At 61.8% G+C, this 13,813-nt stretch carries 15 protein-coding genes, 1 tRNA gene and 1 pseudogene; 8 read left to right on the top strand and 9 right to left on the bottom strand.

Translation table 11 applies throughout. The features are described 5' to 3' along the window. Positions 1-91 precede the first annotated feature (91 nt). The 5 genes from leuB to V474_RS06120 form a co-directional block, all read right to left on the bottom strand. On the bottom strand, positions 92-1,135 hold the full coding sequence (gene leuB / locus V474_RS06100; RefSeq protein WP_059150562.1) for a 3-isopropylmalate dehydrogenase: 1,044 nt from the start codon (positions 1,133-1,135) through the stop codon (positions 92-94). A gap of 21 nt (positions 1,136-1,156) precedes the next feature. Next, positions 1,157-1,762, bottom strand: a complete 606-nt coding sequence (gene recO / locus V474_RS06105) for a DNA repair protein RecO (protein ID WP_059150563.1) — start codon at positions 1,760-1,762, stop codon at positions 1,157-1,159. Positions 1,763-1,831: 69 nt separating this feature from the next. Further along, positions 1,832-2,083 (bottom strand): accessory factor UbiK family protein, encoded by a 252-nt coding sequence (locus tag V474_RS06110; RefSeq protein ID WP_059150564.1) that lies wholly within the window; start codon positions 2,081-2,083, stop codon positions 1,832-1,834. A 40-nt stretch (positions 2,084-2,123) separates the two neighbouring features. After that, the gene (locus tag V474_RS06115; RefSeq protein WP_059150565.1) at positions 2,124-2,678 is read right to left on the bottom strand and encodes a TspO/MBR family protein; all 555 of its coding nucleotides are present in this window, start codon (positions 2,676-2,678) and stop codon (positions 2,124-2,126) included. A gap of 89 nt (positions 2,679-2,767) precedes the next feature. Then, positions 2,768-3,565, bottom strand: coding sequence for a TlyA family RNA methyltransferase (locus V474_RS06120; RefSeq protein WP_059150566.1), 798 nt, complete (start codon positions 3,563-3,565; stop codon positions 2,768-2,770). Between the two features lie 49 nt (positions 3,566-3,614). Here V474_RS06120 and V474_RS06125 point away from each other — a divergent pair, with 49 nt between their 5' ends. From V474_RS06125 to V474_RS06145, 5 genes are all read left to right on the top strand, one after another. After that, entirely contained in the window at positions 3,615-4,178 is a 564-nt protein-coding gene (locus V474_RS06125) for a hypothetical protein (protein ID WP_059150567.1), read from the top strand. 726 nt (positions 4,179-4,904) lie between these two features. Continuing rightward, positions 4,905-6,005, top strand: a complete 1,101-nt coding sequence (locus tag V474_RS06130) for a branched-chain amino acid aminotransferase (RefSeq protein ID WP_059150568.1) — start codon at positions 4,905-4,907, stop codon at positions 6,003-6,005. A gap of 141 nt (positions 6,006-6,146) precedes the next feature. Next, positions 6,147-6,995, top strand: coding sequence for a glutathione-dependent disulfide-bond oxidoreductase (gene yghU / locus V474_RS06135; protein ID WP_059150569.1), 849 nt, complete (start codon positions 6,147-6,149; stop codon positions 6,993-6,995). 112 nt (positions 6,996-7,107) lie between these two features. Beyond that, a tRNA-Gln gene (locus V474_RS06140) sits at positions 7,108-7,182 on the top strand. A 270-nt stretch (positions 7,183-7,452) separates the two neighbouring features. Further along, positions 7,453-9,189, top strand: coding sequence for a tyrosine-type recombinase/integrase (locus tag V474_RS06145; protein ID WP_169795009.1), 1,737 nt, complete (start codon positions 7,453-7,455; stop codon positions 9,187-9,189). 103 nt (positions 9,190-9,292) lie between these two features. On the opposite strand, the gene V474_RS06150 is transcribed toward V474_RS06145, so the two are convergent. The 4 genes from V474_RS06150 to V474_RS26090 all read right to left on the bottom strand — a co-directional run bounded on the left by V474_RS06150 (position 9,293) and on the right by V474_RS26090 (position 11,324). Next, a complete protein-coding gene (locus V474_RS06150; RefSeq protein ID WP_059150571.1) occupies positions 9,293-9,790 on the bottom strand; it encodes a hypothetical protein in 498 nt (165 codons plus the stop codon). Between the two features lie 164 nt (positions 9,791-9,954). Then, positions 9,955-10,626 (bottom strand): hypothetical protein, encoded by a 672-nt coding sequence (locus tag V474_RS06155; protein ID WP_059150572.1) that lies wholly within the window; start codon positions 10,624-10,626, stop codon positions 9,955-9,957. Further along, positions 10,626-11,144: a hypothetical protein gene (locus tag V474_RS06160; protein WP_059150573.1), complete on the bottom strand. Its 519-nt coding sequence runs from the start codon at positions 11,142-11,144 to the stop codon at positions 10,626-10,628. The genes V474_RS06155 and V474_RS06160 overlap by 1 nt, the downstream gene beginning before the upstream one ends. 27 nt (positions 11,145-11,171) lie before the next feature. Then, positions 11,172-11,324, bottom strand: a complete 153-nt coding sequence (locus V474_RS26090; RefSeq protein ID WP_169795010.1) for a hypothetical protein — start codon at positions 11,322-11,324, stop codon at positions 11,172-11,174. A gap of 282 nt (positions 11,325-11,606) precedes the next feature. On the opposite strand from V474_RS26090, the gene V474_RS06165 reads away from it, so the two are divergent. The 3 genes and pseudogenes from V474_RS06165 (at position 11,607) to V474_RS25480 (ending at position 13,735) form a co-directional block, all read left to right on the top strand. Beyond that, complete coding sequence (locus V474_RS06165) at positions 11,607-13,184, top strand: coiled-coil domain-containing protein (protein WP_059150574.1); 1,578 nt, start codon at positions 11,607-11,609, stop codon at positions 13,182-13,184. A gap of 75 nt (positions 13,185-13,259) precedes the next feature. After that, positions 13,260-13,469: pseudogene (locus V474_RS25475) on the top strand (transposase); the annotation flags it as partial. Beyond that, positions 13,469-13,735, top strand: coding sequence for a hypothetical protein (locus V474_RS25480; protein ID WP_148649284.1), 267 nt, complete (start codon positions 13,469-13,471; stop codon positions 13,733-13,735). The pseudogene V474_RS25475 and the gene V474_RS25480, both read left to right, overlap by 1 nt. The last annotated feature ends 78 nt before the right edge of the window (positions 13,736-13,813 follow it).

Here is a 13,813-nt window from a genome sequence, read left to right on the forward strand (position 1 = left end):
AGGTCAAGAAACCCTTATCGCTTTTAGAACCCGTTCCAGAGTGGGCGGACTGCGCATTCTACCGCACCGACCCACTCCGAAGACGGCCTCTTTAGAGGTGCGCGAGCACCGCGTCACCGATTTCCTTCGTGCCGGCATTGCCGCCAAGGTCGCCGCCCTTGACACCCGCCGCCAGCGCGGCCGCAACCGCCGCCTCGATACGCGCCGCCGGCTCTTCAAGACCGAAGGAGTGACGCAGCAGCATGGCCGCCGAGAGAATCGTCGCCATCGGATTGGCCAGGCCCTTACCGGCGATGTCCGGGGCTGAGCCGTGGATCGGCTCGTAAAGGCCGTAAGTGCCTTCCGCCAGGCTGGCCGAAGCCAGCAGGCCGATCGACCCAACGCACATGCTTGCCTGGTCGGAAAGAATGTCGCCGAACAGGTTGCCGGTGACGATCACGTCGAAGGCGCCCGGGTTCTTCACCAGCTGCATAGCCGCGTTGTCGACGTACATGTGGCTCAGTTCGACGTCGGGGTATTCAGCCGAAACCTCGATCACCACATCGCGCCAGAGCTGTGAGGTTTCCAGCACGTTGGCCTTGTCGACCGAGCACAGCTTCTTGGAACGTCCCTGAGCGGCCTTGAAGCCGACATGGGCGATGCGGCGCACTTCGTCCTCGGCGTAGGACATCATGTCCCAGCCCTGGCGGCGGCCGTCTTCCAGCGTGCGGGTACCCTTCTCGCCGAAGTAAACGTCGCCGGTGAGTTCGCGCACGATCAGCAGGTCGATCTTGCCCGAAACTTCCGGGCGCAACGTGCTGAGGTCCTCAAGGCCAGCGAACACCTGCGCAGGGCGCAAGTTCGCGAACAGGCCGAGTTCCTTGCGCAGGCCAAGAACCGCCTGCTCGGGGCGCAGCGCGCGTTCCAGATGGTCGAGCGTGAAATCGCCCACGGCACCGAACAGGATAGCATCGGCAGAACGCGCGATATCCAGAGTTTGCGCGGGAAGCGGATGGCCGTGCTTGCGGTAAGCCGCGCCGCCCACGTCGCCCTCGACGAGTTCGAGACCAGGCAGTTCGAGCTTTTCGAGCACGCGCAGGGCCTGCTCGGTAACCTCCGGGCCGATTCCGTCTCCAGCAAAAACCGCGATGCGCATGGGTGTTTTTCCGCTCTGCTTCTAGGTGTCGATCCGCCCTAGCCGCTCACGCAGCTGGACGCGCGCCGCCATAACGTCTCTGCGGCGATCAGCAAGCGGATAGCGGGCCAATTCGCGCGCCATTCGGTCGAATGTGTCCAGAAGTGCCGGCCAATCGTCATCCGGCGGACGCGATATGGGGGTGCCGTAGCCGAGCTCGCGCAGCAGAAGCACCTCGTATCGCACCAGCGCCAGCGCCCAGCCGCGCGCCGACGGCGCGACGCAGATCGCCTCGAGCAGCCCCTCCAGCGCACCGTAGAGGACAGGAAAAGGCTGATGGTCGGGCAGTGCCGTGGCGCTCAGCGCAGTGACCCAGCCGATCGCGGCGGCAGGCAGCGGCTCGCTCAGCCAGGGCGCGCGGCTCTGTTCCAGTTCGATGCGGGCGAAGGGCAGCTGGCTTTCCGACTTCGAGCGCACTTCGGCGTCCACCGTGTTCCCGGGGATCAGCACCGGGCGCAGCTGCCGCCCCCTGCCCCCTGCGACATAGGCCGCGACAAGGCCGTGCCGCTCGGTCAGCAGCCGCGCGATGACGCCGTTCTCGCCGTGCGGCAGGGCGGCGCAGACGATAGCGGGCGCGCGAAAATGCATCGCCCATGCTGTGGCCGCTCAGCCCTCGATGAGCAAGCGGCCAGTCTGCTTGAAACAGTTCAGTTCAGGTCAGGAATTGCCGAGCTTGGCTTCAAGCGCGTCGATGCGGGCCTTCAAGTTTTCCGTTTCGGCGCGGGCGGTGGCCGCCAGTTCCTTGACCGCGTCGAATTCCTCACGGCTGACAAAGTCCATGTCGCCCATGAGTTCCTTGAACCGCTCACGCGCACCGTCGCGCGCTTCGCGGCCGACGCCCGCGAGCGTGCCGGCAGCGCTGTTCATCATCTTCACGAAATCGGCGACGAAGGGGTTTTCGCTTTGCATGGCGCCTAAATGGTACGGGCGCGCGCACCGCGCAAGAGGGTTAAATGTCGAAACGCGCAGCCGCGCCCGAACGCTGTACGCCGTCAAGGCCCGGGTTCTCTTGTAGGAACGCGAAATTGAGGTAGGTCGCAAAGACCAGCCACAGCAGGTAAGGCACCAGCAGCGCCCCCGCGAGTGGCCGAACCCGCGCGAACAGGACTGTGGTCACGGCCGCCGCGCCCAGCATCAGCAGGATCACCACCAGCGCCGCCGTCATCCGGTGGGCACCGAAGAATATCGGCGACCACGCGAGGTTAAGCGCGAACTGCACCGCAAACGCCGCCCCGGCGGCTGCGCGTCCACGTGCGCCGCGCGCCGCCAGAACCAGCGCGAGCGCGGTGCCCATCATAAGGTAGAGCAGCGTCCAGACGACCGCAAATGTGATCGGCGGCGGATAACCGGCCGGCTTCACCAGTTCGGCGAACCACGGATTGTCCGGGCCGCTTTGCGACAGCGTGCCGGACAAAAAGCCCAGCAATACGATGACAGGAACGCATACGAGCAGCCAACGCATGAAACTGGCACGCAACTGGCCTGACGAGGCGAGCAGGTTCATTGGCGTGCAATTCTCCGAATCGAAGGTTTCAGCTGTGATCTGCGCGGTTTGTGGAACGGCGCAGGCCTGGGCGCAATCGTTAGCGTGGCCTACTGTCCCCGCTGTGCCGAAACGAGAAACTCGATATTTCCTTCCGGCCCCTTGATCGGGCTTTCGACGATCCCCTGAATCGTCCAGCCTGCGCCTTCCAGCCAGTCTCGTATTTCGCCGCAGACGCGTTCGTGCAAGGCGGGGTCGCGCACGACGCCGCCCTTTCCCACTTCGCCGCGCCCGACCTCGAACTGCGGCTTGATAAGCGCTACGAGCCGGCAATGCGGCGCCGCCAGGCGCAGTGGCACGTCCAACACTTTGGCAAGGCCGATGAAACTGGCATCGCACACCACCCAATCGCATGGCGCGTCGATCTCGGCGGGCGTGAGGATACGCGCACTTGTCTGTTCCAGCACGGTGACGCGCGAATCGTTCCGCAATTTCCAGGCTAGCTGGTTCGTGCCCGAATCCACCGCGAAGACCCGCACCGCGCCATGGCTCAGCAGCACGTCGGTGAATCCGCCTGTCGAACTGCCGATGTCCATCGCCACCGCGCCGCCCGGATCGAGTTCGAAATGGTCGATCGCATGGGCCAGCTTGATCCCCCCCCGCGAGACCCAGGGATGATCGCGACCGCGCACCTCCAGCGGCGCATCGTCCTTCAGGTTCTGCCCCGACTTCGCGATCTTGGTCTCACCCGAAAACACCAGGCCAGCGAGTACCAGCGCTTGGGCGCGAGTGCGGCTTTCGGCGAGTCCACGATCGACCAGTAACTGGTCGACGCGCACTTTTGCCGCTTTGGCAGGTCCCGGGGCTCGGGACTTTTCGACAGAACGGGGCTTTGATGGGTCGGTCATGGGACAGTGCGCACTTGAGAAGGAGCCCGCCCCATTCCATACCAAGGGGATGAAGGCAAATCCGCGCAGCCGCGCCATCGTTTCCCGCTCCCTACCGCTGGCAGCACTCACCTCGTCCATCGCGGCGATGCTGCTCTCCGGGTGCGTACCCCCGCCGCCGGTTTCGCCCACCGCGCCGCGAAGCCCGGCACCTGCCCCGGCGCCCCGCCCCCGCCCGTCCGCGCCCGCCGCCCCGCCCGCGTCGGACTGGCGCGACGCCCCGATGACACCCGGAGACTGGAGCTACGGAGCCACTGCCGGCGGATCGGTGGCCAGCTTCGGCGGAGTGTTCACGCTGCGATGCGCACCCCAGGCAGGCACGATCACGCTCACCCGCGCGGCCACGCCGCGCAGCACCCCGGTTTCGATGACGGTCACAACGTCGGATGGCAGCCGCGCCTTCACCGGACGCATCACCTCTGCCGGAATCGAGATCGCGCTACCGGCCCGTGACAAGGTGCTTGATTCGATGGCATTCAGCCGAGGCCGCTTCGCCATCGCGGCTCCGGGGGAAACCACGCTCTATATACCGAGCTGGACCGAAGTGACGCGGGTGATCGAGGATTGCCGCTGACATCCGCCCCGGGACTCCCGTAACTGGTTCGGGACTGCGAGCGACCTTAGCGCCCGCTCCTCTGGCACCATTTTTGAAATAGGGCCGGGCGTGCTTGCTACTGTTGAGGGGAAAATCTCCCTCTGCGCCCGTTTCAGTACGCTGGTTCGCCAGTTTCCGGGGGTTTTCGGCCGCATCCATGAGACCCCAGAAGCGCTCTTGAAAGTCGCCGCAATGCTGGGGAAAACCGGCCCGAAGCGTCGATAATGACCGCAAAAAAAATCATTGCAAGACTTGTTGTGCGATGCGGAATGGGCCACAAATTCCTCAGGACGACGGGCCCCGGGAAACGCGCCCGAGAGCAACCGAAGTCCTCGCCGCTTAAGTGCGGCAAATGGCTCAACAGCGCGAAAGGAGGTGATCCGATGTCTCATGGTTCAGCAGAGAGGTCGGCAATTCCCGTCGCGAGGCATTATCGCTAATTCCTGTATAGCGATAAAGGCTTCGCTGGCGGCACTTCCCGGCCGCTGACCATGCGAAGGGCCGTACCGGATTTTCTGGTGCGGCCCTTCTCATTTGGGTCTTCGTTTCTCCGGGGGTAGAAAAGCGTTGCATCCCCTCAATTTGCCTCCCCGAAGCTTCGTGCTAAGACTATAGGCACGAGAAGCAATGTTGCTTTTTGGTTGCGATCTGCGAAATTTTCGTTCAACGGCGCGGCCTGAGTTTCAGCTAGAGGAAGTTCGTTCGATGGCGAGTCTCGCCGATACCGGCCTGTCGTTCACCACCCTTGCCCACCCTGCCCCGACCAGCGCCGAAGCGCGCGGTGCCGTGTTGGCGAACCCGGGCTTCGGTACCAATTTCACCGACCACATGGTGACGATCGACTGGACCGAGGGCCAAGGCTGGCATGACGCGGTAATCGGCCCACGCCAGCCCATCGCGCTCGATCCTGCGGCCGCCGTTCTGCATTATGCGCAGGAAATCTTCGAAGGCCTCAAGGCATACAAGCAGGCGGACGGCTCTATCTCGCTGTTCCGCCCCGAGGCTAACGCGGCGCGTTTCAACCGCTCTGCAGAGCGTCTCGCCATGCCCGAACTGCCCGAGGCACTGTTCGTCGAAGCCATCGAAAAGCTCGTCGCTCTGGACCGCGCCTGGATCCCGGAGGGCGAAGGCAGTTCGCTGTACCTGCGCCCGTTCATGATCGCCACCGAGGCTTTCCTCGGTGTGCGCCCGGCCAAGCAGTACAAGTTTATTGTCATCGCCAGCCCCGCCGGCAACTATTTCAAGTCGGGCGCGCCGGCGGTGTCGATCTGGGTTTCGGATTACACCCGCGCTGCTCCGGGCGGCACGGGCGCGGCCAAGTGCGGCGGCAATTACGCCGCCAGCCTGGTGCCCCAGGCCGAGGCCATCGCACGCGGCCACGATCAGGTCGTCTTCCTCGATGCCGCCGAGCACAAGTGGATCGAGGAACTTGGCGGCATGAACCTCTACTTCGTGTTCGAAGACGGTACCCTGCTCACCCCCGAACTGACCGGCACGATCCTGCCCGGCATCACCCGCGACAGCCTGCTGACGCTGGCGCGCGAAGAAGGTCTGACCGTCAAGGAAGGCCGCTACAGCCTCGACCAGTGGCGCGCAGACGCCACTTCGGGCAAGCTTGTCGAAACTTTCGCCTGCGGCACTGCGGCTGTCGTCACAGCGGTCGGCAAGGTTTCGGGCACGGACGGCGAATTTACCATTGGCAGCGGCGGTCCCGGGCAGCTGACCGGCAAGCTCAAGAACCGCCTCGTCGCCATCCAGCGCGGCGAAGCACCCGATACCCACGGCTGGATCCGCAAAGTAGGCTGACGTCAATTGGCGGCGTCGCACCGGACCATGTCCGGGCGGCGCCGCGAGTGACAGCGAAGTTCTCGGAACCGGCCTTGTCGGCGGCAATCGGTGAACCTACCTGAGGGCGGCAAATTCCCCTCCCTTCAGGAGCCTCCCCACATGGCCGATCTCACGTATACTCCGCCTAAAGTCTGGACCTGGGACAAGGCCAACGGCGGCCAGTTCGCCAACATCAACCGCCCTGTCTCCGGTGCCACCCACGACAAGGACCTGCCACGCGGGGATCACCCGATGCAGCTCTATTCGCTGGGCACGCCCAATGGCCAGAAGGTGACGATCATGCTTGAGGAGCTCATCGCGGCAGGCCACACCGGCGCAGAGTACGACGCCTGGCTCATCAACATCGGCGAAGGCGACCAGTTCTCGTCCGGCTTCATCTCGGTCAACCCGAACTCCAAGATCCCAGCCCTGCTCGACTGTTCTGGCGAAAAGCCGATACGCGTGTTCGAATCGGGCGCCATCCTGTTTCATCTGGCCGAAAAGTTCGGCGCCTTCCTCCCCGCCAGCGGCCCCGAGCGCAGCGAATGCATGTCGTGGCTGATGTGGCAGATGGGCTCCGCGCCCATGCTCGGCGGCGGGTTCGGCCATTTCTACGCTTACGCGCCGGAAAAGTACGAATATCCGATCAACCGCTTTGCCATGGAGGCCAAGCGCATCATGGACGTCGCCGACAAACGGTTGGCTGAAACGCGCTATCTCGCCGGCAATGAATACACGATCGCCGATATTGCCGCCTACGGCTGGTTCGGCGGCTTCATCCGCGGCGATGCCTATGGCGATGCTGCGACCTTCCTCGACGTGGCAAGTTTCGGCAACCTGATGCGCTGGGGCGAGGAACTCGGCGCTCGCGAGGCGGTACGGCGCGGCCGCATCGTCAACCGCAAGGGCGACGGCCTCGTCCCTGAGCGCCACAGCGCCGCTGATATCGACGCAGTATTGAACACCTGAGGAAAATCCGTCCCGGCGCTGAAAAAGTACGGTCGAAAGACCTTTTCACCGCCGGGATAAGTCGCTAAGCGCGCCTCTTCCCGAGAGGCCGCGCCGCGCGCTGCCTATCCGTTGGGGCGTCGCCAAGTGGTAAGGCACCGGTTTTTGGTACCGGCATTCGCAGGTTCGAATCCTGCCGCCCCAGCCAGTTTTCCCTTAAATGCCTGAATTTGCTGGCCTAACTCAAATGGCCAGCCAAAATTGTGCACCTGAGTGTGCCAACAAGCTGGCCGGAAGGCTGAGCATGGCATCTCTCCAGCACGTATATCGACGCGGTCACATTTTCTGGTGGCGCCGGGTCCACCGCATTTCCGGTGGCAGACCTCTCGATATCAGGATATCCTTGAGAACGTCGGATCGGTCGAAGGCGCGGAACAGGGGAGCCGCGCTGGCCGGGGCGACCGGGGGTGTGCTTACCATGTTGAACGAGAAGATCCGCACGGTGGGGGCCGTGCCAGCAGAGACCGAACTGCAGGCTATGGCCCGCAGTCTCTACGATGAATTGCTCACCGACCTCTGCTCGCAGCAACGCGCGGCGCCTGGTGACGCTGAATTGCATAGCGCAGCGAACCTCGCTTTCATCGATTATTACCAACGTCTGACCAGCCTCGGCGGGCACATGTCGCTGCTTCCTGGCGAGGAACTCCGGCTTGCGAACGAACTGAAATGGGATGAGCAGCGGCTCGCCGACCTTCGCGCAATCATCCGGTTGCGCGAAGAGAAAGGCATCACGCAGCTGCAACCTCAGGCTCTTGACCGGGAATTGCGGCTACGCGGCTACGAGCCGACCGACCGGCTCCGCTGGATGCTGGAACTCGCGGTCTACCCTCATTATCGCGATGCGCACATCGAAGCCGAGATCGTGCTTCAGGAAGCAGTCGCGCCAATTGAGGATGTCCAGCATCCCGCTGAAACCTGTGCGCCACCGGTAACGTTGAATACGGCAGCCACTGAGGTGACGTCAGGCCCGGCGCTGTCCGACTTTGTCGAGCAAGCCATCACCGACCTTGTCGTCGAGGAAATTTGGGACATGAAGTCCGCCCGGCAGGCGCGCAGCAGCGCCGCCCTGTTCGAACTGTTAGTCGGCCAGAAACCGTTCGAAGCCTACACGCAAGCTGACTTTGCGTCTTTCAAGCGCAAAGTCGCGTATCTGCCCTCGCGCTATGACATGGGATCGGACAAGAGCAGGGCCGCACTCCTACAGAGAATTGCGGATTTCGAGGCTGACGACAGCCTCCAAAAGGATAAGTCGCAGCACCTTTCGGCGCGCACCCGGAACCGTCACATCTCCAGCCTCAAGGGTCTTCATCGCTGGGCCAGCAAGACTGGCATGACGATACCGGCGATCAAGTTTGATGACTTGTTCATTCCGGTTTCAAAGGCCAAGCGAGCCCGTAGCCTGCGCCCAGCAACGCCAGCGGACGACGTCGGGAAGTTGTTCGCGCTGCCTGTTTTCACCGGTTGCCAGCCCCACCCAGGTGGGACCGGCCAGAAGGTCTTGAGCGCCCGCTTCACGGCCGGCGACACAATCGTGCATGACGCATTCTATTGGTGCCCGCTTCTCCTCCATTACACTGGCGCTCGGCGGGAGGAATTGTGCAAGCTTCGCCCCTCCGACATCAAGATTGAAAATGGCATCGCCTTTATCTGGATCGACTTCACGGACACCGGACGACTCAAGAATGACCACTCTGTGCGCCCCGTCCCGCTCCACGGCGAGTTGATCCGGCTAGGCTTTCTGGACTTCGTTCATGAATGTGGCGAACGCGGTTACAACGTTCTGTTTCCGGAGCTACGACCAACGAACGCGGTGCAGGGCTTCGGAGATGTCTATTTCAAGAATGTCTGGGCGCACTTGAAAGGCCGTGCCGACCTGACAGGGGACGCCACCGTACATGGCATGCGGCATCGCTTCTCTACGGACCTCAAGACGCAGAAAGTCTTCAGCGAATTCAGGCGAGATGTGATGGGGCACGCAGGGACCAACATCAACGAGGAGCGGTACAGCGACGCCGGGCCGCTCGCGGAGCTTAAGGCTGTTGTCGAGCAGTTGCCGTCAGTGACTGCACATCTCTTGCCGGCTCCCATGCAACTGCCTCCGCCAGCGGTTCGCATCGCTCAACCGGCCAAGAGCCGCCAAGGGCGTGCAGAATAATAGCCCGCCCACCATATTTTCACGGGGAAGCTGAAAGCTCCCCCGCCTAATCCGGCGGCAATATATATGCCATTGGCCGCAGCTGATGGCTGCCTGAGCGCCACTATTCTGCCGCCACCAGGTGGACGGAGACCTGATCGGTTACATCCACCCCACTGCGAACCAACTCACGCAAGCGGGATGCCGCACGATCGATGCCATTGAGCAAACCCGCCGGCTTGCTGTCGCGCTGCACGATCTCGTTCGGCAGGATCTGGAAGTGGCCACGCCCACCTTCCCGGGGCAGCAAACGTGCTAGGCGACTGCCAGGCGCCATAGACAGACGACAGCCGCTGTGAATGTACACTCCCTCATCACGGGCCGCGACCAGTGTGATGCAGAGCAATTCTGGCTCAGTGACAGTAAAATCGAACTCCAGGCAGATGATGTCCGCGTCGGCCTCCTTCGCCATCAAGGCGATGTTGGTGGCAGTGGTCGCCGTCAGCGGGTCGGCGGCGACGATAGAGAGACGGCTGTCGATCTTCTTGTTTCCAAGCAGCAGCTTGCTGACGGCCTCGACGTGACGGCGAGCGATATCGATGGCGGTAGCGGCGGTGTTCATTCTGGTCTTCCTTCAGTTTCATCCCCACCATGGGGATCGACTTTTCACCTCCCTTCCATTCCAACCGGCAGCGGCCCCGCCGCAGCCGCGTGATTCACAAAAAACCCGGACATGGTCGAAGCCATGCCCGGGGTTGATGGTGTCCACTGTAGGGCACATGATGCTTACGCGGGATCGCTCGCGATGTGTCGTCGCCACATGGCCTCAATGACCGCCTGCCCCTGATCGCAGGTCAATTCGTCATCATAGACACCGAACCGGAGACCGAGGCGGGTCGTCCTCGGAACCACCAGCAGGTGGCAATGCGGCGGGTGTGGCGCGCCCACGGCACCCGGCGAATGGAGAATCAGAACCGTGGCAAGGCCACGCTCCCGCGCAATCTGACGGGCAAAATCGCGGCATCGCTCCCACCCTTCGTGCAGCCGGTCGTCATCTTGGAAAGGCAGAGTAAGATAGACCAGCAACGCCTTCTCATGCGCGAGAGCATGTTCATCCATGCCAGTCAGGATCGACTCCGCATCGGCAAGGCCATCATCGGTACCCGACGGAAGGACAACATCAATGCGCTCTGCGGTGGTGCGCCAAGGCGAGGACAGCGGATCACCATCGGGCACGATCGGCTGCATCTTGCGGCGACCAAACTCGGCGGCGCTATTCAGCCGATCGCCATAGTTTCGCCTGAGAACCCCGAAGACCAGGCCAGTCTGGCTGCTGCCCTGAGGATTGGTGTAAAGCCAGGTCAGGGGATCGCCGGGATCGGTCACGATTGCTTTCGCGGTGACCGGAACCAATGCCTGCTTTGCCACGATGCGTCCGGGCTTTGCGCGAGCAGCCATCAGCAAGACCTCCCGCGGGCGACGATCCGTACAATTTCCGACGCGGCGCGGCTGGTACCATCGCATCGCTGGTCCCAGTCTGAAAACGGCGCAGTAGTTGTGAGCCTCAGTCCGTCTGTTCGAATTTCGATGAATGGCCCATGGAGCGGCGGCACGAGCCACAGGCTTTGATCGACGTGACGCATGAACGCCAAGTTAGGGATTATCATCGGGCTCGCGGCCTGGGCGAATGCCACGTCGACAGAGACGGCAGATAAGGTTTCGGGAAAGAGTCCCGTACGGACCAACATGATGTCCCGGCCAGTCCTTCGACTTGCCTGGCCGATGGCGGGCAAAAAAAGCGGCCCATCGCATGGAGTAGCAGCCATGATGAGGTTTGCAGACGGGACGTCAAACGCGCCAGCGGGCAGACCGTCGCCGGCATGGACTTCGCCAATATCGCCAATCGCGTGGGCCGGAAGCGCGAGCACGCGCACAGATGGATCGAACGTCGAACCGCTGGGGTAGTAGGTGAGCATCGAGGTAAAGCCTTCTTGGCAGGAGGATCACCGGACGAGCAGGGTCCGGATCAGGCTGCCGACCTTCCATTTCTTCACGGCCGACAGCTTCAAAGGCTCGTGCGATTTCTTACGGTGAGCGCCCTTGCGTTCACCATCTTCGCGAGGAGGGGCGATCGAGGCCGTCAGGCCAACGATCATCAGTCCCTGCGAGCTCGCGCCGGAGGCGCGATTTATCCGGGCTTGCCCGGCCCGCCTTTTTTTTCGTCACCTTGGGGGTGTGAAAAAAAGAATAGCGGGTTATCTTTTTCTCCGTACCTTCGAAAAAGAGTTTTACCCGTGTCTCTCTACTCCATGGCCCGCATTAGCCGCCAAACGCTTCTTGAGCTTGAAATAGCGGAAAGGCACGCTCGGCGCGGCGATGAACGGTCGCAAGCACGACGCGTACGTGAGGCACCTCCCTTGACGTGGTTACCGACTGGGGTGAGCGAGGATCCGCTGGCGTACCGTGTGTTGTATGCCTCCCATGTCGATGGCGCGTTCATTCCAGCCGGCAAAGGCAAGGCGCTACACCTTTTGGTCAAATTCCCTGAAAGTGTGCCAGTGGAAACCACAGCCGACGCCGAAGCCGCTCTGAAGCTTGCGGTCGACTTCGCTCAGCGTCTTTTCGGCGGGGACGCCGTGTTTGCCGCGCGCATGGACCGCGATGAGAAATCACTGACCAACGCCGATCTGTTTTTGGCGCCGCGCTATATCAAGAAGACCAAGCACACGGAGAAAATGGCGATCAGCCTGTCCAGACATTTGAAGCTGATGGCAAAAGAGCAACTCGGTCCGATTAAGGAAGACAAGGATATCCTCCGACAGCAAGGGCGCGCCTTGCAGGATGCGTTCGCGCAATTCTTGCGCGAGCGGGGGTTTCAGGCAATCCGTGGCCAGGCAAAGGCTGCCCCGGAACCGGATTGGAGTTCACCAGAAGCTTATGCTGCTGCCACAGATCGCAAGATCGCGGCAGCGGATCGGGAAATTGCCGCGCAGGATCGAGCGGAAATCGAGGGCCGCCTTGCCGACCAAGAGCATGGTCTGGCCGATAAAGCCGCTGGCCTTGTTAAAGGGCTCGAAAATGCCCGTCAGATCGGTGGCGACATGATCGCCGATAGTATCGCCGAAGCTGCTCGGATCGGTGATGCGGCCCGAGAAGAGGCTGATATGATCCGAAAACAGGCGGAGGCAGAAAAAGAGCAGCTGGTGGATGCTGCCAGAAAACAGAGTGAGCAATTAGCCCAAGCGATGCGCGACCAGGCCCAAGCTGACGCCGATGCAATGGCACTGAAAGCGGATCGCGCGCGCGAGGAAGCAAAGGCAGCATCGCTCGCGGTCAGACTGGCGAATGATGAGATAGAAGAAGCACAACGCAAACGCGATAAAGCCATTGCCGAAGAACGCGCGGCACAAGCTGCTACCGCAGCAGCGCGGTCTGATGCGGAAATCGCGTCGCGCCAGCTTGCTCTCGTTGACCGGGCACTGGACGACAACACCTTGGAACTGCGGCCAGACGATGGTGAGCGCGGCATCTGGATGAATGAAGCGGCCATGAACAGGGGCGAACGTGAAGCTTATCGAGCGCGATGGGCTTCTTGGGTGCGCGCCGCCGCTCGATCGGCCGCCATGGCTTTGGCGAAGACCCGCGAGATGGTCGCGGCGGCAAAAACCAAAGCGGAGCGTATGGTCGCTGCCATGAAAGCGAAGCTGGCAGAAGATAGCACAAAACTGGCAGCAGAGCGGACAGCACTAAGCGCCAAGCAGGTCCAGATGGCGCTCGATCAGAAGGCGATGAAAAAGCAGCAGGCGCTGGTGACGTCATACCTTCAGGTTTGGGAAGCCATTCCGCCAGATCGGCGATCGCCGGAAGTCAACGCCGCGGTAAAACGTACCAGCGGCCTGAAGCAGCAGGCAATGAGTCTGTCGCCTGAAACCGCCGCCCAGTCCAAGGGGCGCTCTTCGGACCTCGACGCTCCGATGCAGCCCACAAGGTATCGTGATCACGATGGGCGACCCTAAGAACCGATCACGACCGAGGCTGTGTAAAAACGTCATCCTGTGGTAGAGTTTGTCTGTAATTCGGGAGGCTTCTCAATGGGCCGTTTCGTAGAAGAACAGAACCGCAGGCAAGACTTTTTGCTGCCGGCATCATTGGATGATTATGTAGCTGGCGATAACCCGGTGCGAGTTGTCGAGGCGTTTATTGACGAACTGGATCTGGTGGCAGTTGGGTTTGCCAGCGCGACCCCGGCACATACAGGGCGCCCAGCGTACCACCCTTCTACTATGCTCAAGATCTACCTTTGAAGCATCCGATTCACGATCCTGAGACCAATAAGAAAGTTCTCGCAGATCACGTCTATCTCATTGCTGGAGGCACGATAACGCAACCATCACGACACTTTATAATCGAAGAACTAGATCGGGAAAGCCGTCGGCACATCATTTTTATGGACCGCGCTGAAGTACTCGACCAGTTCGCCACCACCACGATACCGATGCCGGAAGAGGCACTTCCCAAGCCCACTGGTTTCGGCGACTGGGCTGATGGAATAGACGTGCCATTTTGAATTGCTACCCTGTTTGGCATCTATGGAAGGGGTAGTCGCGAAGGCCGCTTTGCCACTTGGACCTTCGAAAGTGGACAG

The organism is Novosphingobium barchaimii LL02, from assembly GCF_001046635.1.
In the GTDB taxonomy this organism is placed as follows: Bacteria; Pseudomonadota; Alphaproteobacteria; order Sphingomonadales; family Sphingomonadaceae; genus Novosphingobium; species Novosphingobium barchaimii.

Bases quoted from the DNA above. Each gene is read 5' to 3' on its own strand.
- V474_RS06150 (WP_059150571.1), bottom strand. From the start codon at position 9,790: ATGAACACCGCCGCTACCGCCATCGATATCGCTCGCCGTCACGTCGAG.
- recO (WP_059150563.1), bottom strand. From the start codon at position 1,762: ATGCATTTTCGCGCGCCCGCTATCGTCTGCGCCGCCCTGCCGCACGGC.
- V474_RS26090 (WP_169795010.1), bottom strand. From the start codon at position 11,324: ATGATCGTTGGCCTGACGGCCTCGATCGCCCCTCCTCGCGAAGATGGT.
- V474_RS06115 (WP_059150565.1), bottom strand. From the start codon at position 2,678: ATGAACCTGCTCGCCTCGTCAGGCCAGTTGCGTGCCAGTTTCATGCGT.
- V474_RS06160 (WP_059150573.1), bottom strand. From the start codon at position 11,144: ATGCTCACCTACTACCCCAGCGGTTCGACGTTCGATCCATCTGTGCGC.
- V474_RS06155 (WP_059150572.1), bottom strand. From the start codon at position 10,626: ATGGCTGCTCGCGCAAAGCCCGGACGCATCGTGGCAAAGCAGGCATTG.
- V474_RS06120 (WP_059150566.1), bottom strand. From the start codon at position 3,565: ATGACCGACCCATCAAAGCCCCGTTCTGTCGAAAAGTCCCGAGCCCCG.
- V474_RS06145 (WP_169795009.1), top strand. From the start codon at position 7,453: ATGTTGAACGAGAAGATCCGCACGGTGGGGGCCGTGCCAGCAGAGACC.
- leuB (WP_059150562.1), bottom strand. From the start codon at position 1,135: ATGCGCATCGCGGTTTTTGCTGGAGACGGAATCGGCCCGGAGGTTACC.
- V474_RS06125 (WP_059150567.1), top strand. From the start codon at position 3,615: ATGAAGGCAAATCCGCGCAGCCGCGCCATCGTTTCCCGCTCCCTACCG.
- V474_RS06110 (WP_059150564.1), bottom strand. From the start codon at position 2,083: ATGCAAAGCGAAAACCCCTTCGTCGCCGATTTCGTGAAGATGATGAAC.
- V474_RS06130 (WP_059150568.1), top strand. From the start codon at position 4,905: ATGGCGAGTCTCGCCGATACCGGCCTGTCGTTCACCACCCTTGCCCAC.
- yghU (WP_059150569.1), top strand. From the start codon at position 6,147: ATGGCCGATCTCACGTATACTCCGCCTAAAGTCTGGACCTGGGACAAG.